Source organism: Pseudonocardia sp. CA-142604 (assembly GCF_050948475.1).
Classification (GTDB): Bacteria; Actinomycetota; Actinomycetes; order Mycobacteriales; family Pseudonocardiaceae; genus Pseudonocardia; species Pseudonocardia alaniniphila.
The window spans coordinates 9,233,852-9,255,013 of the sequence record NZ_CP192045.1 but is presented as its reverse complement, the minus strand read 5'-3'; the positions used below and the strand labels follow the sequence as shown (position 1 = coordinate 9,255,013).

Genomic DNA, 21,162 nt, shown 5'->3' with positions numbered 1-21,162 from the left:
CGTCAGGCCAAACCCGAGACGCGGAGCGTGATGTTGAGCCTGCCCACGGCGAGCCCGGTGTCGGGCAGGTCGAACGCGGGGAGCAGCTTCGGCACGCCGTGGTAGGCCAGCCTGCTCTCGTCGCCGAAGACGATCAGATCGCCGGAATGCAGCTCGACGTCGGTCCACGGCCGGCCGCGGTTCTCCGTGTTGCCGAAGCGGAACAGGCACGGCGCCCCGATGCTGAATGAGACGACGGGATCCAGCGACTCCTCGTCACTGTCGCGGTGCAACCCCATCTTCGCGCCGGCGTCGTAGTGGTTGATCAGAGCGATGTCGGGCCGGTAGCCGCGGGCGCGCTCCGGGTCGTCGTAGGCCTCGGCGAGGGCATCGCGGCCGAGGTCGCCGAGCCAGTCGGGGAACGGGGTGACCGGCGAGCCGTCCTGGTCGTCGCGGGTGCGGGAATAGCGGTAGGGTACCAGTGCCAACCCAGGCAGACGCTGCGCACCGACATCTGACCGCCGTTCGGCATGACGGCCGCGCGGATGCCCGGACCCTCGCTCGCCCACTCCCGGCAGGCCCGAACCAGCTCGCGCTGCTTGTCGAGATCGAGCCAGTCCGGCACGTGCACCGCACCTGGGGCGAGCACCCGCCGCTCCCGGGGATTCAAGCCGGGTATCACGGCTCCAGTGTCCCGGAGCCGCGGTGACACGTCAGGGGATCGGGGCGGTGCCGTCCAAAACCCGCGAGTGCACGACGGGGGGTACGTGATCACATAGCGCCATGACGACTGACACGACGGCGACCGCCCACGCGACCCGGTTCCGGCAGCTGCACGAAACCGGTGTGCTGGTGCTGCCGAACGCGTGGGACGCGGCCTCAGCCCGTCTCATCGAGGACGCCGGTGCGCAGGCCATCGCCACCACCAGCGCCGGCCTCGCGTGGAGCCTGGGACACGCCGACGGCGATCACCTTCCCCGCGAGCTTGCGGCCGATGCCGTCCGGCGGATCGTGAACGTGGTTAGCGTGCCGGTCACCGCCGACATCGAGACGGGCTACGGCGAGACCCCGGCCGAGCTGTGCAGCACGATCGAGGCGATCATCGGGGCGGGCGCGGCAGGGATCAACATCGAGGACGCCGGGGCTCCGCTGCGGGAGACCGGCGAGCAGGCCGGGCGCATCCGCACCGTGCGCGAGGCCGCTGATGCGACGGGCGTGCCGCTGTTCGTCAACGCCCGGATCGACACCTACCTGCGCCAGGTCGGCGACCCGGCGGGCCGGCTGGACGAGACCGTCTCGCGGGCTCGTGCGTACATCGACGCAGGTGCGGACGGGATCTTCGTGCCCGGTCTGCTCGACGCCGAGACGTTGCGCGAGTTGGCGGGCCTGCTCCCGGCCCCGCTGAACGTGATGGCGGGACCGGGGGCCCCTGCGGTCGCGGAACTCGCTGCGCTGGGGGTGCGCCGGGTCAGTGTCGGCACGGCGATCGCGCAGGCGGCGTACGCGGTAGCGCGCCGTGGTGCGCGAGAGCTCCTGGACGGCGGTACGTACGACTCGCTGGCGGTGGGCGGTGTCGACTACGGCGAGCTGAACGCGCTGCTCTCCTGATCCGCCGTCAGCGCGCGTTGTGGAAGATGATGCCGAGCACGTGCCGCTCGCCGCTGTGCACTGCGCTCACGCCGTGGCGCATCTGCACGCGGTGGTAGCCCCGTGAGCCGAGTTTCGGCCGGTTCCGTACCGGGAAGATCACCGCTTCGCCCTGGCGCGGACGCACCACGACCGGCCGGGACTGCTGGCGGGGGCGCTGCTCGACGAACACGCTCTCGCCGCCGGTGAAGTCCTCGTCCGGCCTGCTCAGCATCACCAGGAACTGCAGCGGGAACGTGAGGTCCCCGTAGACGTCCTGGTGGAGGCAGTTGTAGCCACCGGGGCCGTAGCGCAGCACGAGCGGGGTGGGCCGGTGCTGGCCCAGCGCCGCGCATTCGGCCAGCAGCTCGTCGAGCGTGGTGGGGAACGTGCGCTCGCCGAGGCGCTCGGCCCACCGGTTGGCGATGGCGGCAAGGGGCGGGTAGAGCTGCTCGCGCAGGGTCTGGACCAGCGGCGGAAGCGGGTCGGCGAAGTAGCGGTAGCTTCCCTCGCCGAACGCGTGCCGGGCCATCACGACCGTGCTGCGGAACCGCTCGACCTCGTCGAACATCGCGACCACGCTCGAACACTGCTGCGGCGACAACAGCGGTGGGGTGGTGGCGACACCGTCGGCGTCGAGCTGTTCCTGCAGTGCCGACCAGTCCAGACGGTGCAGGGCACGTTCCGGTGCAGCGGTACTCATGGCTCCACTGTCACCGATACCCGGGCCCGTTGCTGGCGGGAAACGGCCACCGGGTCAGGGCAGGATTGCCGTTTATGCAGACCGGACCGAACAACGCCCTGACCGACGTGCCCGGCCTTCGCGTCGGGCACGCCTCCCTCGCCGGTCGCGGGGCGCTGAGTGGCACGACGGTCGTGGTCGCGCCGCCCGACGGAGCCGTTGCCGGGGTTGACCTGCGCGGCTGGACGCCCGGCACCCGCGAGACGGATCTCCTCGACCCGGGCCGGATGGTGCAGCGGGTGCATGCCGTCGTGCTCACCGGCGGCAGCGCCTACGGGCTCGCTGCTGTCGACGGCGTGATGGCGCGGCTGGAAGCGGAGGGATGCGGGTTCGCGGTGCCCGGCGGGGTGGTGCCGATCGTGCCCGCCGCCGCCATCTGCGACCTGGGCCGCGGCGGGGATCCCGGAGTGCACCCGGACGGATCGGCCGGCGCCCCCGCGTTCGACGCCGCGAGCACCGGTCCGGTCGCCCAGGGGTCGGTCGGAGCGGGCATCGGGGCCGTTGCAGGCGGGCTGAAGGGAGGCGTGGGCACCGCGAGCACGGTGCTTGACGGGGGCGCGGTGGTGGCCGCGCTCGTGGTCGTCGACTCGGCGGGGTCGGGTGTGGACCCGGCCACCGGCACGCTGCGCGGAGCGCGGGCCGGGCTGCCCGGCGAGTTTCCGGACGAGGCCGTGGCCGAGGCCGGACGATCCGCGCTGCTCGCGGCCGCGGCAACCCCGCCGACGGCGGACCCGGCGACGACGCTCGCGGTGGTGGCCACCGACCTCGCACTGGACAAGGCGGGATGCGCCCGGCTGGCTGCGATGGGCCACGACGGGCTCACCCGCGCGATCCCGGCAGGCCACACGGGCTCCGACGCCGGTGTGATCTTCGGTCTCTCCACCGCCGCTGGTCCCGCTCCGGGGATGCTGGACCTCTTCGTGCTCCACGCCGTGGCCGCCGACGTGGTGGCGCGGGCCGTCGCGCACGCGCTGCTCGCGGCGTCCACCGTAGGCGCGGACTCCGGCTCGTGGCCCGCCTACGGTGATCTTGCGATCCGGGCCGTGTCAGATTGAGACGATGAGCCCGGCGGATCGGCCTAGCGTGCGTGAGCGCCGTCACAGGTGTGGCGGAGCACCGTCGCGAGGAGGAGCCGATGAAGGCGCTCGTCTACCACGGCCCGGGCGAGAAGTCCTGGGAAACCGTTGCGGATCCCAAGCCGATGGACCCGACCGACATCGTCGTGCAGATCGACACGACAACGATCTGCGGGACGGACCTGCACATCCTCAAGGGTGACGTCCCCACTGTCGAGCCGGGCCGCATCCTCGGACACGAGGCCGTGGGCACCGTCGTCGCCGTGGGCACGGCCGTGACCGGTCTCAAGGTCGACGACCGGGTGATCGTCCCCGCGATCACGTCCTGCGGGCGCTGCGCGTACTGCAAGCGTGGCATGCCGAGCCACTGCCAGGGAACCGGCGGAATCGGCTGGATCTTCGGCCACCTCATCGACGGCACGCAGGCCGAGTACGCGCGCGTGCCGTTCGCCGAGACGAGCGTGCACAAGGTGCCCGACGGGGTGACCGACCAACAGGTGCTCTTCCTCACCGACATCCTGCCCACCGGCTACGAGGTGGGCGTCCGCAACGGCCGGGTGAAGCCGGGCGACGTCGTCGTGGTCGTGGGGGCAGGCCCGGTCGGCCTGGCCGCGATCCAGACCGCGGAACTCGCGGGAGCCGCCACCGTGGTCGCCGTGGACGTCGCCGACTCGCGGCTCGAACACGCCGTCCGGTTCGGCGCCGACCACGTCCTCAACTCCGCCGGCGGGAACATCGAGGAGCTGATCGCCTCGCTCACCGACGACGGACTGGGCGCCGACGTCGCGATCGAGGCCGTCGGGATCCCGGAGACGTTCGACCTCTGCACCCGCGTGGTCCGCCCCGGCGGCGTCGTGGCCAACATCGGCGTGCACGGCCACCCCACGACGCTGCACCTCGAAGACCTGTGGATCAACAACGTGACCATCACGACCGGGCTCGTCGATGGGACGACCGTGCCCATGCTCATGAAGCTCGTTCAGTCCGGCAAGATCGCGGGCGATCTGTTCGGCACCCACGAGTTCGCGCTCGACGACATGCTGTCGGCCTACGACACCTTCGCCGAGGCGGGCGCGAACAACGCGCTCAAGGTGGTGATCAGGAGGTAGCCCGCAGGCGTGTTAGCGGACTTGGACCTCGTCGCCGATCTGCAGAGTCTCGAAGAAGGCGACCGCATCGTCGTGCGAGAGGTGGACGCAGCCGGCGCTCTGCCTCTGCAGGCTTCCCTCGTGGAAGGCGATGCCGCCGGGGGCGAAGAACACCGAGTACGGCATCGGCGCGTTGTTGAACTCGGCGCTGCGGTGGTCCTGCTCCTTGCGCTGCACGGTGAACGTGCCCGGCGGGGTCTCCTGGCCAGGCCCACCGTGGGTGATCGGGACCGCTCCGCGCACGACCTGCCCGTCCTCGATCAGCCAGGCCTCGTTGTGCGCGAGGTCCACGCAGGCCTCGGCGGTGATCGTGCAGGGCGTGCCCGGCACGATCACCGCCTCGTCGCCCGCCGGTGTCACGTCGCCTGCCGGAGCGGTGGCCGCTCCTGGCGTGGCGGCCACCGCGAGGCCGGCCAGGGGCGACGCCGTGAGGCCGATCATCCCGGCGCCGACCGCTCCGGTCAGCGCCGCCGCGCGACCCGCTCCCGCCCACGGGCGGACCTTCTGCTTGCTGTGCCTACCCATGTGCGCCCACGTCCGCCTTTCACGCTCCCACCCGCCCAACTGGGTGGCGCGGAGGGAGGTGACGGGCGGTAAACGTGATCAACATTACAGTGCGTGCATCAGGCGGTCTCCGATTCCCCCGTTGGGAGGACGTGGGACCGGTGATCCCCGGGCGGAGCGGGTTCAGCCCCCGGCAAACGGCGGAAGCACGTCGAGCGTGGCGTTGTCGGGGAGCCTGGTCGACCGGTCGCGCACGGCGACCTCGTCGAGCAGGAAGCTGCAGCGGTCCAGCACCCGGGCCAACTCACCACCGTGCCGATCCCCGACGGCGGCGAGCACGCTGTCGACGGTGACGTCGCCGGCCAGCTCCAGCGGTTCCGTCTCAGTACCTGCGGCCGCCCTGGCCGCAGCGAAGTACCGGACGGTCACGCGGGTCATCGTGGTCGTGCTCATGTCTGTCATCCTCGCTCAGCCGCCGATCGCGCTCATCGGGCGGTCCGGCTGGAGGAAGCCGGGGTCGTCGATGCCGTGGCCGGCGAGCTTGCCCCACATGGCGTTGCGCCAGACGTCGGCGATCTCGGCGTCGGTCGAGCCGCCGCGCAGCATTGCCCGCAGGTCGGTCTCGGTGCGCGCGAACAGGCACGAGCGGATCTGGCCGTCGGCGGTGAGCCGGGTGCGGTCACAGGCGCCGCAGAACGGACGCGTGACGGACGCGATGACGCCGACCACGGCGGGGCCGCCGTCCACGAGCCAACGCTCGGCAGGGGCGCCGCCACGCTCCGTGGGGTCGGGTGTGAGCTCGAAGCCCTCCTGTAGTCGCTGCATGACCTCGCCGGCAGTGACCATCTCCGAGCGCTCCCAGCCGTGCTGGGCGTCGAGCGGCATCTGCTCGATGAAGCGCAGCTCGTACCCGTTGTCGATCGCGAAGCGCAGGAGCGGGACTGCCTCGTCGTCGTTCACACCGCGCAGCAGCACCGTGTTGATCTTGATCGGGTTGAGTCCGGCCGCACGTGCGCCGGCGAGCCCGTCCAGAACGTCGGAGAGCCGGTCGCGCCGCGTGATGCTGGCGAACCGCTCCTCCTGCAGCGTGTCCATCGAGACGTTGAGGCGGTTGACGCCGGCCGCCGCGAGCGCTTCCGCCCGGCGGGCGAGCCCGACGCCGTTCGTGGTGAGCGAGATGTCCGGCCGCGGTTCCAGGGCTGCCGAGGCGGCGATGATCCCCTCGAGCCCCTTGCGCAGCAGCGGCTCACCGCCGGTGAACCGCAGCTCCTCGACGCCGAGGTCGCGCACCGCGATGGTGATCAACCGCAACAGCTCGTCGTCGGTGAGCTGCTCGGCGCGAGGCATCCAGTCGAGGCCCTCCGCCGGCATGCAGTACGAACAGCGGAGGTTGCAGCGGTCGGTCAGTGAGATGCGCAGGTCGGTGGCCACTCGGCCGAACGAGTCGATGAGTCGGGGGTCGGCGGGGCGGGCTGGGTCCCGGGGCGCGGCACGCCGCACCGCGGGGATGCCGAGATCGAGAGCCGTCACAACAAGAGCCTAACCGCCCTGAATGCCCCTTTGCGCGGCGACAAACCGCAGCTCAGGAGCCACCTCCGCATCTGCGGACGCATGCCGGTCCTCTGTTCCGCAGCTGCTGATCCGTTCCCCGTCTTCGGCTATTCAAAAGGAGCGGTTGATCACGCTGCGGAACAAGGAGCCAGCATGCGGTTCGATCAGGCGTGCCGGGCCAGTTCCTGACGGGCGACGGTGCGCATGTGCACCTCGTCGGGACCGTCGGCCAGGCGCAGGGCCCTTGCCCAGTTGTAGAAGTAGGCGAGCGGCAGGTCGTCGCTCATCCCGGCCCCGCCGTGGATCTGGATGGCCCGGTCGATCACGTCGCACGCGATGCGCGGGCACACCACCTTGATCGCCGCGATCTCGGTGGCCGCGCCCTTCGACCCGAACCTGTCGATCAGCCAGGCCGTCTTCAGCACCAGCAGCCGGGCCTGCTCCACCTCGATGCGCGACTGCGCGATCTGCTCGCGTACGACGCCCTGGTCGGCCAGCGGCCTGCCGAACGCCACACGTGAGTTCGCCCGGCGAACCATCAGGTCGATGGCCCGCTCGGCCATCCCGATCAGGCGCATGCAGTGGTGGATACGTCCCGGGCCCAGCCGGGCCTGCGCGATCGTGAAGCCGCCACCCTCCTCGCCGAGCAGGTTCGCCGCCGGCACGCGCACATCGTGGAACACGAGTTCCGAATGCCCGTGCTGATCCTGGTAGCCGAAGGTCGGCAGGTGCCGGACGATCTCCAGTCCGGGGGTGTCGCGGGGCACCAGCACCATCGACTGCTGCCGGTGCGCCGCGGCGTCGGGGTCGGTCTTGCCCATCACGATGAAGATCTTGCAGCGCGTGTCGGCCGACCCGGAGATCCACCATTTCCGCCCGGTGATCACGTAGTCGTCGCCGTCGCGGTGAATTCGGGTCTGCACGTTGCGGGCGTCCGAGGATGCGACGTCGGGTTCGGTCATCGCGAATGCCGACCGGATCTCGCCCTCGAGCAGCGGGGCGAGCCACTCCTGCTTCTGCTCGGGCGTGCCGAACAAGTGCAGCGTCTCCATGTTCCCGGTGTCCGGCGCCTGGCAGTTGATGGCCTCGGGGGCGATCACCGGCGACCAGCCGGAGATCTCGGCCACCGGCGCGTACTCGAGGTTCGACAGGCCGGAGACGCTCGGCAGGAACAGGTTCCACAGACCGCGGGAACGCGCCTCCGTCTTCAGCTCCTCGACGACGGGCGGCAGGTCCCACTCCTGCGGAGTGCCGCGCCGCTCCGCGCGGAACGCGTCGTACTCCGCCTCTGCCGGCAGCACCTTCTCGTCGAGAAACGCCCGCATGCGCTTGGTGAAGTCGGCAGCAGCGGCGCTGGGTTCGAAGTCCACGACCTGCACCCAACCACAGCGGAACCCCGGCGTGGGCGAAGTCGCATTCGCGGCTTTAGGATCTGTGGCGTGCCGCAATTCAGGATCTCCGATGCCGCTCGTCTGCTGGGAGTCAGCGACGACACGGTGCGTCGCTGGGTCGATGCGGGAACGCTTCCGGTCCAGCCCGACGCCTCGAACCGCAAGGTGATCGACGGCGCGGCGCTCGCCGCGTTCGCGCGCGAGAACGCACACACCCCACCCGACCCCTCCGACGTACAGAGCTCGGCGCGCAACCGCTTCGTCGGGCTGGTCACTTCAGTGATCACCGACACGGTGATGGCCCAGGTCGAGATGCAGTGCGGGCCGCACCGGGTGGTGTCCCTGATGTCCAGTGAGGCAGTGCGGGAGCTGGGGCTCGAGCCCGGCGCCCTGGCCGTCGCAGTGATCAAGTCGACCACGGTCGTCATCGAGACCCCCGGAGGAAGTTCATGAGAACGCGGATCCTGACCGCCACGGCGGCGGCCGGGCTGGTGCTCCTAGCCGGATGTGGCGGCGGAGCGCCGAGCGACACCAACGCCGGTGGCGCGCCCGCGCCGGAGAACCGCACCCTCACGGTCCTGGCCGCCGCGTCGCTGACCGAGACGTTCGGTGAGCTGGAGAAGCAGTTCGAGACCGACAACCCGGGTGTGGACGTCGTCATGAGCTACGGGGGCTCGTCCGACCTGGCGCAGCAGATCGTCAACGGGGCGCCCGCCGATGTGTTCGCCTCGGCGAGCGACGCCACGATGAAGACGGTCACCGACGCCGGGCTCACCAACGGGGCGCCCACGACCTTCGCCAAGAACGTGCTGGAGATCGCCACCGTGCCGGGCAACCCGAAGGGCATCACGTCCTTCGCCGACCTCGCGAACCCCGACCTCAAGGTCGTCGTCTGCGCCCCGCAGGTGCCCTGCGGTGCCGCCGCCCAGAAGGTCGAGACCTCGACGGGCGTCGACATCAAGCCGGTCAGCGAGGAGACCGACGTCAAGAACGTCCTCGGCAAGGTCACGACCGGCAACGCCGACGCCGGCCTCGTCTACGTCACCGACGTCACGGCGGCCGGGTCCCAGGTGCAGGGCGTGAACTTCCCGGAGGCCGAGCAGGCCACCACGAACTACCCGATCGCCACGCTCAAGAACGCCCCGCAGCCCCAGCTGGCCCAGTCGTTCGTGAGCCTGGTGACCGGTGAGCAGGGTCAGAAGGCGCTGCAGGCGGCAGGCTTCGGAACGCCGTGACCGCAACCCTCGGCGAGACGCCGACCCGACGCCGGCCCGATGACCACGAGGTCGGCGTCGGAGTTCCCCGTCTGCTGTGGGTACCCGCCGGGCTGGCCTTCGCGCTCATCGCGTTGCCGGTGCTCGGGCTCGCGATCAAGGCCGACTGGCCGCAGGTGCCGGCGCAGCTGGTCAGCCCCGCCGCGCTCGACGCACTGCGGTTGTCGCTGATCACCGCGACGATATCGACGCTGCTCTGCATCATCTTCGGTGGCCCGCTCGCCGTGGTGCTGGCGCGCAGCAGGCTGCCCGGCCTGCGGCTGCTGCGTTCGGTGGTGCTGCTGCCGCTGGTGCTCCCTCCCGTCGTGGGCGGGTTGGCGTTGCTGTACCTGCTCGGGCGCACCGGGTTCGTCGGTCGCGGGCTGGATCTCGCGTTCGGCGTGACGATCCCGTTCACCACGAGCGCGGTGGTGCTGGCGCAGACGTTCGTGGCGATGCCGTTCCTCGTCGTCAGCATGGAGGGCGCGTTGCGCACCGCCGGCCGACGGTACGAGGCGGTGGCGGCCACGCTCGGGGCGTCGCCGGGGCTCGCCTTCCGGCGCGTGACGGTGCCGCTGGTCCTGCCGGGGCTCGCTTCCGGTGCGGTGCTGGCGTTCGCCCGGTGCCTCGGTGAGTTCGGGGCGACGGTCGCCTTCGCCGGGAGCCTTCAGGGCACCACCCAGACGCTGCCGCTGCTGGTCTACCAGCTGCGGGAGACCGACGTGGAAGCAGCGGTGGCGCTGTCGCTGCTGCTGGTCGTGGTGGCCGTCGCGGTGATCGCGGTGGCGGCGCCACGCACCGTCGAAGTCCGGTGAGCGGCCTCGACGCGCGCGTCGTCGTGCGACGCGCGGCGTTCACCCTCGACGTGGCCCTCCATGCCGAGCCGGGGGAGGTGCTGGCGGTGCTCGGCCCCAACGGGTCGGGCAAGTCGACGCTGCTCGGGGTGCTGGCCGGCCTGTTGCGCCCGGACGAGGGGCACGTCCGGGTCGGGGACGAGCTGATGACCGATGCGGCAGCACAGGTGCTCGTGCCGCCCCACCAGCGCGGAGTGGGGTTGCTGGCACAACAGGCCCTGCTCTTCCCGCACCTGACGGCCGTCGGGAACGTCGCCTTCGGCCCCCGGGCACACGGCGTACCGCGCCGCGAGGCGGAGGCGCGGGCCCGCGAGCTGCTCGAAGCGGTCGGCGTGGTGGAGCTGGCCGACCGGAAACCCGCCCGGATGTCGGGCGGTCAGCAGCAGCGCGTGGCGCTGGCGCGCGCCCTGGCGCCGGACCCGGGCCTTCTGCTGCTCGACGAGCCACTGGCAGCACTCGACGTCGACGCGACTCCGGCGATGCGCTCGCTGTTGCGCCAGATGCTGCGCGGTGAACGGGCGAACCGCCCCAAGCAGACCGCCGTCCTGGTCACCCACTCGGCGCTCGACGCACTCGTGCTGGCCGATCACGTCGTGGTGCTGACCCAGGGTCGTGTGGTGGAGGAGGGCCCCGTCCGGGACGTGCTCGCCCGCCCGCGAAGCGCGTTCACGGCGCGGATCGCCGGCCTGGACCTCGTGCCGGGCACGGCGTGCCCCGAGGGGCTGCTGACGGCCGACGGCTTGGTCGTGTCGGGCATGTCCGGTCGGGACGGAGAGGTTCCCGTCACCGGCGAGCCCGCGGTTGCGGTGTTCCCGCCCTCGGCGGTGGCGGTCTTCGCGGATCGGCCTCGCGGAAGCCCGCGCAATGTCGTGCCGGTGCGCCTGGCGGCGATCGAGCCGCGCGGCGACATGGTGCGGCTGCGCGCCAACGCGGCACCCGGCGGCCCGCACTGGGTGGACGGGCTCGCTGCCGACGTGACGCCCGCGGCGGTGGCCGATCTCGCCGTCGAGCCGGGAGCGGAGCTGTGGTTCGCGGTCAAGGCCGCCGAGGTTGCGATCCACGCGGCCGACTGATCTCCAGGTTCGTTGAACCATCTCCCCTCATGGTCCGTGACTTGTTATAGTTGTTTGCGAACAAGTCACGTGGAGGGGGAATCATGGCTGGTCAGTTCGGGGGGACGTACCGGCGCGCGACGGTCACGCTCGTGCCGCCCGTGGTAGCCGCTGCAGTTGTGGTGGGCGTGTACGCCGCGCTCGCCCATCGGCTTCCGGCCCAGGCGTACGGGACGGGCGGATTCGGGGACTCGACGTCCTGGGGCCACATGCTCGGGGTGAGCGTCGGATGGTCGGTCGCCGCGATGATCTGGGGTGGAGCCTGGCTGTACGGCCGTCGCCGGATTCCGACGGCGCAACGGTGGATCGGTGTGAGCACATGGGTTGCGTCGGTGCTGATCGCCGGCTACGTGCTCCAGTTCGTCCTGCGCAATGTGGATCTCGCGGGCCTGCCCGCACGGCCCGAGCCCGCCTGGGCCTCGCCGCTGGTCGTCGTGCCCGTGCTCGTGGTCGTGGGGCTCGTCGCATGGTGGGCGATGGGTCCCGACCCGGAGCAGCCGGACGCAGCGACCGGTCCTCGGCCCGGTGCTCCACGTCTTCAGCTCTCGGGTGGGGAGCGCGCCCTGTTCACGCGCTCGGTGTTCTCCCGGCGCAGTCTCGCGTGGACGCTCTTCTGGGTCGTGCTGGCCGTGTGGCAGTTCGCCACCGGAACCAGCTACCTGGTCGCCACCTTCTCGGTGTTGGCCGCGCTCGCGGCGGCGTGGCAGTCCTGGGTCCGTGTCCGTGTCGACGAGCAGGGTGTCCGGGTCGTCCAGCCGCTGCTCGGGCGGGTCATGCTCGGAGTGGAGACCCGGCACCTCGTCGAGGCGACGGCGGGCACGCTCGACCCCCGCGCCCTGCCTCGCGGGACCTACGGCGTGTTCCACACCCCGCAGCTCTCCGGCTACCGGGCGAGCGTCAGTGGGGACGTGCTGCGGCTGCAGACGTCGAACGGACACTGGTTCATCGTCACCGTCCCCGGCGCGGCGACGGCTGCGGGCCTGGTGAACACCCAGCTGGACCGGCGGCGCGAGACAGCGGGCGACGACCGTTGCTGATCCGCATCGACCCGACGTCCGCCGTACCGCTGGGCGACCAGGTGGCCGCCTCGGTGCGGCGGGCGATCGCCGATGGGCAGGTTGTGGCGGGAGAGAAGCTACCGCCGGCCCGGGAGGTCGCCGAGTCGTTGGGCATCAACCTGCACACAGTGCTGCGCGGCTACCAGCGCCTGCGGGACGAGGGGCTGGTGGATCTGCGCCGGGGTCGCGGCGCGGTGCTCACCTCGGCGGCGACGAGCGGCCAGGCCAGGATCGCCGAACGTGCGGCCGAGCTGGTGGATCTCGCCCGCAGCATGGGTCTCGGTGAGCAGGACGTGTTGGGGCTCGTCCGGAGCGCGTTCCAACAGGGATAGCGATGGGCCGGCGGATCCGTCGTGGGGCCGGATCCGCCGGTCATCCGCTGCTCTGCGTAGTCACGGATGACGCAGTGCAACGCACAACCGTCACATCCGTAACTTACGACCCTATCGTGTCTCTGTTCCCAAAGTTGCTGTATCCGTAGCGTCGCTCCACGTGACGCGCCTGCCCACGTGGATCGCCCCGGTGGCGACCGCACTCGCGCTCCTCGGTGCGTTCGTGAGCCCCGGGAGCGCGGAGGCGCTCGTCGAGTCGCCCCGGACTGTCGAGTACGTGGTGCACACCCGCTCCGCGGCCGACACGGCGGCCGTCGCCGGTGCGCTCGGCGTCCGGCCGACGGTCACGTTCGACCAGACGTTCGCCGGCTTCGCCGCCGGCCTCGATCAGGCCCAGGTCCAACGGCTCGGCGCGCTGCCCGGCGTGGTCGGCTTCGAACAGGACCGCAGACTGGACGTGCTCGTGCCGCGAGCCCTCCGTGGACTGAAGGCGCTCGAAGGCGTCCAGGACAGCCCGCCCAACTGGGGGCTCGACCGCATCGACCAGCGCGGGCTCCCACTCGACGGCCGATTCACCACGCGGGCGACGGGCGCAGGCGTGACGATCTACGTGTTGGACACCGGCATCGACACGACCCATCCCGAGTTCACCGGGAGGGCCACGGCTGGGCTGAACTCTGCCGACGACGTCAACGGCGACTGCGACGGCCACGGCACCGTGGTGGCGGGCATCGCAGGCTCCTACCACTACGGGGTGGCCAAGGAGGCCCAGTTGCGCTCGGTCAAGGTGCTCGACTGCAGTGGCTCGGGCTCCTTGTCGTCCCTGCTCGCGGGTATCGACTACGTGGCCAGGGACCACCGGGGCCCGTCCGTCGCGGTGATGTCGTGGAGCTACGGCCAGTCGGATGTGCTCACGTCAGCGGTGACGGAACTCGTCAACAGAGGCGTCTTCGTGGCCTCGTCCGCGGGCAACTCCGGTTCGAACGACTGCGGGTCGGCGCCGCGCGCATCGCGGGGTGTGCTGGTCGTGGCGAACTCGACCATCGACGACGAGCGGGGACCGAGGTCCTCCACAGGAGACTGTGTGGACCTCTATGCCCCGGGCACAGCTATCAGGTCGACCTTCCCCGGCGGCGGCACGGCGTCCTACACGGGCACGTCGATGGCCGCGCCGCACGCCGCCGGGGTGGCGGCCCTCTACAAGCAGACCTACGGTGACGCGCCCAGCAGCACCGTGGAGCAGTGGATCGTGGGCAGCGCGACGCCGGGCGTCATCGACGGCGGCGGCGCGGATGGCACCCCGAACCTCCTGCTCTACACGGGCGGCCTGTGACGAGTCAGCTGCTGGACCTGCTCAGTACTTGCTCATGACGTGCTTGATGCGGGTGTAGTCCTCGAGCGAGTACCCCGACAGGTCCTTGCCGTAGCCGGACTCCTTGAACCCACCGTGCGGCATCTCCGCGACCAGCGGGATGTGGCAGTTGACCCAGACGCAGCCGAAGTCCAGGGCACGCGACAGCCGGATCGTGCGGGAGTGGTCGCTCGTCCAGACGCTCGACGCGAGGCCATAGGGTGTGCCGTTGGCGAACGCGACGGCCTCGTCCTCGTCGGTGAAGGTCTGCACCGTGATGACCGGGCCGAAGACCTCGGTCTGCACGATCTCGTCGTCCTGCTGCAGCCCGCTCACCACGGTCGGCGGGTAGAACCAGCCCGGGCCGTCGGCCGGCGCGCCACCCGTGAGCACCCGCGCGTGCGACGGCACCCGCTCGAGCAGGCCCGAGACCTTTGAGAGCTGGTCCGGGTTGTTCAGCGGCGGGATGAAGAGGTCCTCGGCGCCGGGCTGCTCGTCACGGGAGAACAGGACGCCACCTGCCTCCGTGGCCAGTGCCTCCGCGAGCGCGTCGGCCACGTCGGCGTGCGCGATCACGCGGGTGGCCGCGGTGCAGTCCTGACCGGCGTTGAAGAACCCGGCCACGGCGATGTCGGCCGCGGCGGCCTTGACGTCGACGTCGTCGAACACGATGACCGGCGCGTTGCCGCCGAGCTCGAGGTGCACCCGGGCGACGCGGGACGCCGCGGCGGCGGCCACCGACTTGCCTGCCGGGATGCTGCCCGTGATCGCCAGCATGGCCGGGATCGGGTGCTCGCTCATCGCGACGCCGGTGGAGCGGTCGCCGCACACGACGTTGAGCACGCCGGGAGGGAGCGCCTCGGAGAACAGCTCACCGAGCCGGACCGTGCTGGCCGGAGTGGTGTCCGACGGCTTGAGCACCATGGTGTTGCCCGCGGCGATCGCCGGGCCGATCTTCCAGATCGCCATCATCATCGGGTAGTTCCACGGCGTGATCGAGCCGATCACCCCGAGCGGTTCCCGTCGGATCGACGAGGAATGACCCTCCATGTACTCGCCCGTGGAGCGGCCCTCGAGGTGCCGGGCGGCACCGGCGAAGAACCGGAGCTGGTCGACCATCGGGCCGATCTCCTCCGACAGCGTCAGCCCGGTGGGCTTGCCCGTGTCGCGCGCCTCGATCTCGACGAGCTCCTCGCCGTGGGCCTGGACGGCGTCGGCCATCGCGAGCAGCGCGTTCATGCGGTCGCTCGGCGTGGTGTCGCGCCAGCCCCCGTCGAAGGCTCGCCGAGCAGAGCGGTAAGCGGTGTCGACGTCGGCGGGCCCGGAGAGCGGCGAGGTTGCGTACACCTCGCCCGTCTTCGGGTCCGAGATGTCGAGGGTGCGCCCGTCGGCCGCGGGTGCTGGCTTACCGTCGACGATGTTGTGGAACGTCTGCATGACGGGCCCCTCTCACTTCGTGTTTGTTCACTTGGTAGCCGCGCTTACTTCGTCGCTGCGCCGGCGGAGTCACCGGACAGCCGGTTGGCCAGGTAGACCGGGAGCACCGAGATCACCACCAGCACCGCGGCCGCGACGTTGACCACCGGCAGCTGGTTGGGTCGGAAGAGGTTCTGGAAGATCCACAGCGGCAGCGTCTGAAGGCCTGGTCCCGCGGTGAACGTCGTGACGATGATCTCGTCGAAGGACAGCGCGAACGCCAGCAGGGCACCGGCAACGATGGCACCACGCAGCGCCGGGAACGTGACGTGTCGCCAGGTGGCCCACGGCGTGGCTCCGAGGTCCATCGAGGCCTCCTCCAGCGTGCCCGCCATCCGCCGCAACCGCGCGGAGGCATTGTTCACCACGATCACGATGCAGAACGTGGCGTGGCCCGCCACCAGCGTGAAGAACGTGAGCCCGCCCAGAACCTGGGTGAACATCGTGTTCAGTGCAATACCGGTGACGATGCCCGGCAGCGCGATCGGCAGCACCACGAGCAGCGACACGGCGTCGCGGCCGAAAAACTCGTAGCGGGTGAGCGCCAGCGAGGCGAGGGTGCCGAGGACCACGGCGACGAGCGTGGCCAGCAGCGCCACTTCCACCGAGGTGAGCAGGGCCGCCCGCACGCCGTCGTTGGTGGCGGTGACCTGCCACCAGTGCAGGGTGAGGCCCGGTGGCGGCCACGCGAACACCCTGCTCGTCGAGAACGAGTTGAGGATCACCAGCAGCAGCGGCACGTAGACGAACGTCAGGACGCCGGCGGCGGCCGCGCGCAGCAGCCAGCGGGCCGGGGTGGAGAGGATCACGGATGCCGCCCTCCTAGAGCCGGGACAGGGCGCCGGTGCGCCGGATCGTCAGCAGGTAGGCCGCCATCACGATCAGCGGCAGGATGGCCACGGCTGCGGCGAACGGAAGATCGACCGAGAAGGTCGAGTAGACCATGTTGCCCAGCATCTGATGGGTGCCGCCGACGGTCTGCACCGTGATGTAGTCGCCGAGCGACAACGAGAACGTGAACACCGAGCCTGCGGCGATCGACGGCGCGAGCAGCGGCAGCATCACGGTGCGGAAGGACGTCCACGGGCGGGCGCCGAGATCCGCGGTGGCCTCGAGGAACGAGCCGCGCATCGAGCTGATCCCCGCGTACACCGGCAGCACCATGTAGGGCAGCCAGAGGTAGGTGAGGGTCACGATCACGGCGATCCAGCCGTAGCCCGGGCTCAGCGAGCCGAGGAGACCGCCCTCCGGCACGAGCAGCATGCGCCACGCGTAGATCTTGACCAGGTAGGACGCCCACAGCGGGGTCAGCACGAGCGCCACCAGCACCGGGCGCGAGCGCGGACGTGCCACGAGCGCCATGTAGGCCGCCAGCGGGAGTGCGAGCACGACGCAGAGCAGCGTGACGCCCACCGCCACCCCCACCGTGCGCAGAGCGGTGAGCAGGTACTCCGGCGTGGTCAGGACGTCGACGACGTTGTCGGTGGAGAACTCGTACTCGATCCGCCCGGTGAAGCTGTTGGTGCTGAAGAAGGCCGTGGCCAGCAGCAGGGCCAGCGGCGCGATGTACAAGAGGACGAGCCAGACGAGCGCGGGCGTGAGCAGACCGGTGAGGCGAAGGACCGGTCGACGGTGCAGCACCGCCTGCAGGCGCCGCGACAGGGCGGGCGGCGCCGGGGTGCTTGTCACGCTGGACAAGATCTCCTCCACGATGCGAGGTACGGCCGGGTGCGACCCACCGTGGTGAGTCACACCCGGCCGCGGGTGTCGATCTGTGGTGCTGGCTCAGCTGTTCTGGAGCTCGGTCCAGGCACGGACCCAGTCGTCGTAGCCGATGCACTCCACGTCCCGGCGACCGTCGATGCACTGCTCGATGGGGGTCGTCCAGTAGTAGACGTTGTCCCAGAAGCCCGTCTCCTGCGCGTGGTACTGGGTGCAGTGGTCCGGGTTCTTGGTCAGCGCGCAGGACTTCGTGTTGGCCGGGGCCTCACCGAAGTACTCAGCGACCTGCGCGTTCGCCTCGGGGGAGACGATGTGGTTCAGCCACTGGTACGCGCAGTTGATGTGCTCGGTGTTCTTCTTGATCATCCACGTGTCCGACCAGCCGGTTGCTCCCTCGACGGGCTTGGTGGTGCCCACCGTGGTGGCGTCGGTGTTGGCCAGGTTCGCGGTGAGCTGCCAGCCCATCCCCTCCGACAGGGTGCCGGAAGCGAGGCCCTGGCCCTGCTTCACGTAGTCGCCCCAGTACTCGCTCAGCATCGGCTTCTGCTGGCGCAGCAGCGCGATCGCGGCGTCGAACTGCGTCTGGTCGAGAGCGTAGGGGTTCTTGATCCCCAGCTCCGGACGCTTGGCCATCAGGTAGACGGCGGCGTCGGCGATGTAGATCGCGTCACCGTAGGCGCTGAGCTTGCCTGCCGCCGGCGAGCCGGGCTCCCACATGTCCGCCCACGAGGTGGGCGGGGTGGGGTGCGTGGCGAGGTTGTAGAGCAGCAGGTTCGCCCCACGGCCGTGCGGGATGCCGTAGCTCTTCCCGGCAACGGTGTTCCAGGGCTTGTTCTTCAGGTCGGGCAGGATGTCGGCGTAGTTGGGGACCAGGTCGGTGTTGATCGGCTGCACGCGGTCGCCGTAGACGAGCCGCAGCGACGCGTCACCGGACGCCGAGACCACGTCGTACTCGCCCGTGGAGAACAGCTGCACGGCCTCGGCCGAGGTGGCGAACGTCTTGACCGACACCTGGCAACCGGTGGCCTGCTCGAACGGGGTGACCCAGTCGACGGCCGGGTCGGTGGACCCGTCCTCGGCATAGCCCGGCCACGCCAGCACGGACAGCGCCCCCTCGCCCTGACCGACGGGACCGGCGTAGGCGGTGGCCTCCGGCGGGGAGTCGTCCAGAACCGGAGCAGTGTCCTCACTGCTGCCGCACGCGGCGAGTGCCAGCCCGAGGGCTCCGACCAGCGCGACTGTGCGCAGCGCTGTCTGACATCTCATATGGATCTCTCTCTCCCGTTCTCTCAGCAGCGCGGTCGGGCGACGGCGCGACTCGTTATCCCCCGGGGCACACTTCCCCCGAGGTGGCTCACATGAGACGGACCTCGTGCTCCGGCTTCCACGAGAGCCGGACTGCCTGGCCGCGGCTGAGCGGCTGCCCGTCCGCACCCCCGTTGAGCAGCAGGGCGGACAGCACCCCACCGGCTTCGAGGGCGACGACGCAACGTGTGGTGGCCCCGGTGTAGACGAGCTCTTCGACGACTCCGTCAGCGCTCGTCCGATCCGGGACGGCCGGGGTGTCGGCGGGGGCGACGCTGATCTTCTCCGGCCGGATGCTCCAACTGCCATCACGGCCGAGCACCGACTCGGCGGCCTCCCCGGCCAGGACGTTCGAGGTGCCGACGAACCCGGCGACGAACGACGACGTCGGCCGTTCGTAGACCTCCTGCGGGGACCCGGACTGCGCCACGCGACCTTCCGAGAAGACGATCGTGCGGTCGGCCAGGGTCAATGCCTCGTCCTGGTCGTGCGTGACGAACACGAACGTGATGCCGGAGGAGCGCTGGATCTCCTTGAGCTCGATCTGCATCTGCTCGCGCAGCTTCAGGTCGAGCGCGCCGAGCGGCTCGTCGAGCAGCAGGACCGCTGGCCGGTCGACCAGTGCGCGGGCCAGGGCGACCCGCTGACGCTGCCCGCCGGAGAGCGCCGTGGGGTTGCGGTCCTCCAGCCCCTCCAGGCGCACGGTGGCCAGCGCAGCGAGCGCGCGCTCCCGGCGCTCGGCCCGCGGGACACGTGCGATCCGCAGGGGGTACTCGACGTTCCGCAGCACCGACAGGTGCGGGAACAGCGCGTAGTCCTGGAACACGGTGTGCACATCGCGGTCGAACGGCGGAGCCGCCGTGACGTCGCGATTGCGCAGCAGCACCGTGCCGGCCGTGGGCTGCTCGAAGCCGGCGATCAGACGTAGAACCGTGGTCTTCCCGGAGCCCGACGGGCCTAGCAGCGTGACGAACTCACCCTCGGCGATGTCGAGGTCCAGGTCGTGGACCGCGACCACTCCACCTGAGAACTCCTTGCGGACACCGCGCAGGGAGATCGCCGGAATCTCGCCGGTGTGCTGCTGCGGCGTGACCGGGACGGATCGAGCGACAGACGGCACGCACCCCTCCGAGTGATATTCGAGGATAACTTATGAGTTTATATGTTTTGAGTCAAATGCTGTGTCAGTCTGGTCTCTCCGACGCACAGAGGAGATGGGACGGGTGCGCAGGGACAGGCCAACGCTGACGGTGGGAGGTAAAGCTGGGGTCTTCGCCCCCCTCGAGGTCAGTAAGCGTGCCGACGCGGTAGTGCGTCGGCTGTCGGAGGGTATCCGCCTCGGTCTGCTCCTCCCCGACGAGCACCTGCCCAGCGAGAGTGACCTCGCTGAATCCTTCGGGGTCTCCCCGGTGACCATTCGGGAAGCGCTGACGACGCTGCGTGAACAAGGTCTGGTCGTCACCCGCCGGGGCCGCGGCGGCGGGAGCTTCGTGCGGGACGTTCGTGGCGAGGCCTCGGACCTCCTCCGCGACCGGTTGCGCGAGGTGAGCCCGTCGGAGCTGCGTGACCTGGCAGACCACTACGTGGCGATCAGCGGCACGAGCGCCCTGCTCGCGGCCTACCGCGCCGGTGAGCAGGAGGTGGCGTTGATCACTGCTGCCGTTTCGGACCTGGAGTGCGCCACCCACGCCGCCGCGCGGCGCCGGGCCGAGTTTCGCTTCCAGGTGGAGCTGGCAGCCGCAGCGCAGTCACCGCGCCTCACCCGCGCGACGATCAGCCTGCAGTCCGAGGTGGGGCCCCTGTTGTGGCTGGCCACCTCCAGCGACGCCGACCGCGCCGAGGTGCTGCGGCGCCACCGCGAGATCCTCGCCGCCGTAGCCGCGGGGGACGGCACACGCGCCCGATCCCACGCGGTTGCCCACGTCTACGCCGCGCTGGCCCGGGCCATCGCCCTCCAGCTCACGCTGCTGGCGGAGGACGAGGACGAGGATGCGCAGGCCGGCACGGCGGCCGAGGAGCGTGCCTGGTGACGATCTCGTTCAGGGGCTGGTCAACCGGGGTTCCGTAGCTGTGCGACAGCGTTCGTTGCCGTCGACCTGCGTCGCCTGGCTGGGCAGCGCTCCCCGTCCCGGGTCGCGGGTGCACGCCTGTACCGCGCCGATCCGGGCCGGCCGTCTCGGTCCTGGGGGTGCCCGGTTCGCTACTGGTCGGGTCCGGCCTCGCTGGTCGGACAGTGTCTGGCTCCGCGCGAGAGCGGGGGATGACCCGGCTGGGCTGGTGAACCGTCCCCGGCGGGTGACCGGGCTGCCCCGGGCATGCGGTGCCGGGCGGAACGGGCGTGCGAAAACGTTGCACCGCACCGGCGTTCGGGCTTCTGATGGGATCTGTGGTCGAATTTCAATTCTCGGCGACAGGCCTTCTCGATGAGATATTCAACAAGCCTTCTGTCGTCCGCCCGGGTCGACAACGGTCGCATTTGGAGAATATTTCCCGTACACATTTTTTGTAGGTCTGAATATTCCTTTCCTGATACATTCCCCCCGAGCCGAACAAGCTTTCATCCGTCGTGTCAGTACTTAGTGACACGACGTCGGGTGGGCCGTTTCCGGTGATCATCGGACTATCGGCCGCGATATCGGCGGCAGACGCGTCGATCGCGCGCCGAGCGGTCGGGCAGCAGTC

Annotated in this window: 21 protein-coding genes and 2 pseudogenes; 12 read left to right on the top strand and 11 right to left on the bottom strand. The window is 70.4% G+C overall.

Going from position 1 to position 21,162, the window contains the following annotated elements; genetic code table 11:
• Positions 1–2: 2 nt before the first annotated feature.
• Positions 3–658: pseudogene (locus tag ACQPZQ_RS42190) on the bottom strand (alpha-ketoglutarate-dependent dioxygenase AlkB family protein).
• Between the two features lie 104 nt (positions 659–762).
• On the opposite strand from ACQPZQ_RS42190, the gene ACQPZQ_RS42185 reads away from it, so the two are divergent.
• A complete protein-coding gene (locus ACQPZQ_RS42185; protein WP_433290071.1) occupies positions 763–1,587 on the top strand; it encodes an isocitrate lyase/PEP mutase family protein in 825 nt (274 codons plus the stop codon).
• 7 nt (positions 1,588–1,594) lie between these two features.
• Here ACQPZQ_RS42185 and ACQPZQ_RS42180 read toward each other — a convergent pair whose 3' ends face one another.
• Positions 1,595–2,308, bottom strand: coding sequence for a 2OG-Fe(II) oxygenase (locus ACQPZQ_RS42180; protein ID WP_433290070.1), 714 nt, complete (start codon positions 2,306–2,308; stop codon positions 1,595–1,597).
• A gap of 74 nt (positions 2,309–2,382) precedes the next feature.
• On the opposite strand from ACQPZQ_RS42180, the gene ACQPZQ_RS42175 reads away from it, so the two are divergent.
• Together ACQPZQ_RS42175 and ACQPZQ_RS42170 are read left to right on the top strand one after the other, a co-directional pair.
• Positions 2,383–3,402, top strand: a complete 1,020-nt coding sequence (locus tag ACQPZQ_RS42175; RefSeq protein WP_433290069.1) for a P1 family peptidase — start codon at positions 2,383–2,385, stop codon at positions 3,400–3,402.
• A 32-nt stretch (positions 3,403–3,434) separates the two neighbouring features.
• Positions 3,435–4,532, top strand: coding sequence for an alcohol dehydrogenase catalytic domain-containing protein (locus tag ACQPZQ_RS42170; protein ID WP_433290068.1), 1,098 nt, complete (start codon positions 3,435–3,437; stop codon positions 4,530–4,532).
• 12 nt (positions 4,533–4,544) lie between these two features.
• Here the strand turns inward: ACQPZQ_RS42170 and ACQPZQ_RS42165 are convergent, their stop codons facing one another.
• From ACQPZQ_RS42165 to ACQPZQ_RS42150, 4 genes are all read right to left on the bottom strand, one after another.
• Entirely contained in the window at positions 4,545–5,096 is a 552-nt protein-coding gene (locus ACQPZQ_RS42165; RefSeq protein WP_433290067.1) for a L,D-transpeptidase, read from the bottom strand.
• Positions 5,097–5,258: 162 nt separating this feature from the next.
• Positions 5,259–5,528 carry a MoaD/ThiS family protein gene (locus ACQPZQ_RS42160; protein WP_433290066.1) on the bottom strand — a complete coding sequence of 90 codons (270 nt, stop codon included), beginning with the start codon at positions 5,526–5,528 and terminating at the stop codon, positions 5,259–5,261.
• Positions 5,529–5,543: 15 nt separating this feature from the next.
• Complete coding sequence (gene moaA / locus ACQPZQ_RS42155; protein ID WP_433290065.1) at positions 5,544–6,605, bottom strand: GTP 3',8-cyclase MoaA; 1,062 nt, start codon at positions 6,603–6,605, stop codon at positions 5,544–5,546.
• Between the two features lie 185 nt (positions 6,606–6,790).
• Positions 6,791–7,996 carry an acyl-CoA dehydrogenase family protein gene (locus tag ACQPZQ_RS42150; protein WP_433290064.1) on the bottom strand — a complete coding sequence of 402 codons (1,206 nt, stop codon included), beginning with the start codon at positions 7,994–7,996 and terminating at the stop codon, positions 6,791–6,793.
• A 69-nt stretch (positions 7,997–8,065) separates the two neighbouring features.
• Here ACQPZQ_RS42150 and ACQPZQ_RS42145 point away from each other — a divergent pair, with 69 nt between their 5' ends.
• From ACQPZQ_RS42145 to ACQPZQ_RS42110, 8 genes and pseudogenes are all read left to right on the top strand, one after another.
• A complete protein-coding gene (locus ACQPZQ_RS42145; protein ID WP_241040223.1) occupies positions 8,066–8,470 on the top strand; it encodes a TOBE domain-containing protein in 405 nt (134 codons plus the stop codon).
• The gene (modA, locus tag ACQPZQ_RS42140; protein ID WP_433290063.1) at positions 8,467–9,252 is read left to right on the top strand and encodes a molybdate ABC transporter substrate-binding protein; all 786 of its coding nucleotides are present in this window, start codon (positions 8,467–8,469) and stop codon (positions 9,250–9,252) included. The genes ACQPZQ_RS42145 and modA overlap by 4 nt, the downstream gene beginning before the upstream one ends.
• A complete protein-coding gene (locus ACQPZQ_RS42135) occupies positions 9,249–10,085 on the top strand; it encodes an ABC transporter permease (RefSeq protein ID WP_433290062.1) in 837 nt (278 codons plus the stop codon). Before modA ends, ACQPZQ_RS42135 begins: the two co-directional genes overlap by 4 nt.
• Positions 10,086–10,093: 8 nt before the next feature.
• Positions 10,094–10,564: pseudogene (locus tag ACQPZQ_RS42130) on the top strand (ATP-binding cassette domain-containing protein); the annotation flags it as partial.
• Positions 10,565–10,603: 39 nt separating this feature from the next.
• Positions 10,604–11,197, top strand: coding sequence for a TOBE domain-containing protein (locus ACQPZQ_RS42125; RefSeq protein WP_433299649.1), 594 nt, complete (start codon positions 10,604–10,606; stop codon positions 11,195–11,197).
• 83 nt (positions 11,198–11,280) lie between these two features.
• A complete protein-coding gene (locus ACQPZQ_RS42120; protein ID WP_433290061.1) occupies positions 11,281–12,273 on the top strand; it encodes a hypothetical protein in 993 nt (330 codons plus the stop codon).
• Positions 12,267–12,626: a GntR family transcriptional regulator gene (locus ACQPZQ_RS42115; RefSeq protein ID WP_241040227.1), complete on the top strand. Its 360-nt coding sequence runs from the start codon at positions 12,267–12,269 to the stop codon at positions 12,624–12,626. Before ACQPZQ_RS42120 ends, ACQPZQ_RS42115 begins: the two co-directional genes overlap by 7 nt.
• Positions 12,627–12,786: 160 nt before the next feature.
• A complete protein-coding gene (locus ACQPZQ_RS42110; RefSeq protein WP_433290060.1) occupies positions 12,787–13,959 on the top strand; it encodes a S8 family serine peptidase in 1,173 nt (390 codons plus the stop codon).
• Between the two features lie 21 nt (positions 13,960–13,980).
• Here ACQPZQ_RS42110 and ACQPZQ_RS42105 read toward each other — a convergent pair whose 3' ends face one another.
• The 5 genes from ACQPZQ_RS42105 to ACQPZQ_RS42085 form a co-directional block, all read right to left on the bottom strand.
• Positions 13,981–15,414, bottom strand: coding sequence for an aminobutyraldehyde dehydrogenase (locus tag ACQPZQ_RS42105; protein ID WP_433290059.1), 1,434 nt, complete (start codon positions 15,412–15,414; stop codon positions 13,981–13,983).
• A gap of 44 nt (positions 15,415–15,458) precedes the next feature.
• Positions 15,459–16,262 carry an ABC transporter permease gene (locus ACQPZQ_RS42100; RefSeq protein WP_379660302.1) on the bottom strand — a complete coding sequence of 268 codons (804 nt, stop codon included), beginning with the start codon at positions 16,260–16,262 and terminating at the stop codon, positions 15,459–15,461.
• A gap of 13 nt (positions 16,263–16,275) precedes the next feature.
• The gene (locus ACQPZQ_RS42095) at positions 16,276–17,142 is read right to left on the bottom strand and encodes an ABC transporter permease (RefSeq protein ID WP_433290058.1); all 867 of its coding nucleotides are present in this window, start codon (positions 17,140–17,142) and stop codon (positions 16,276–16,278) included.
• 96 nt (positions 17,143–17,238) lie between these two features.
• Positions 17,239–18,441, bottom strand: coding sequence for an extracellular solute-binding protein (locus ACQPZQ_RS42090; RefSeq protein ID WP_433290057.1), 1,203 nt, complete (start codon positions 18,439–18,441; stop codon positions 17,239–17,241).
• An 88-nt stretch (positions 18,442–18,529) separates the two neighbouring features.
• Entirely contained in the window at positions 18,530–19,600 is a 1,071-nt protein-coding gene (locus tag ACQPZQ_RS42085; RefSeq protein ID WP_433290056.1) for an ABC transporter ATP-binding protein, read from the bottom strand.
• A gap of 103 nt (positions 19,601–19,703) precedes the next feature.
• On the opposite strand from ACQPZQ_RS42085, the gene ACQPZQ_RS42080 reads away from it, so the two are divergent.
• Positions 19,704–20,510: a FadR/GntR family transcriptional regulator gene (locus tag ACQPZQ_RS42080; RefSeq protein WP_433290055.1), complete on the top strand. Its 807-nt coding sequence runs from the start codon at positions 19,704–19,706 to the stop codon at positions 20,508–20,510.
• Positions 20,511–21,162: the final 652 nt, after the last annotated feature.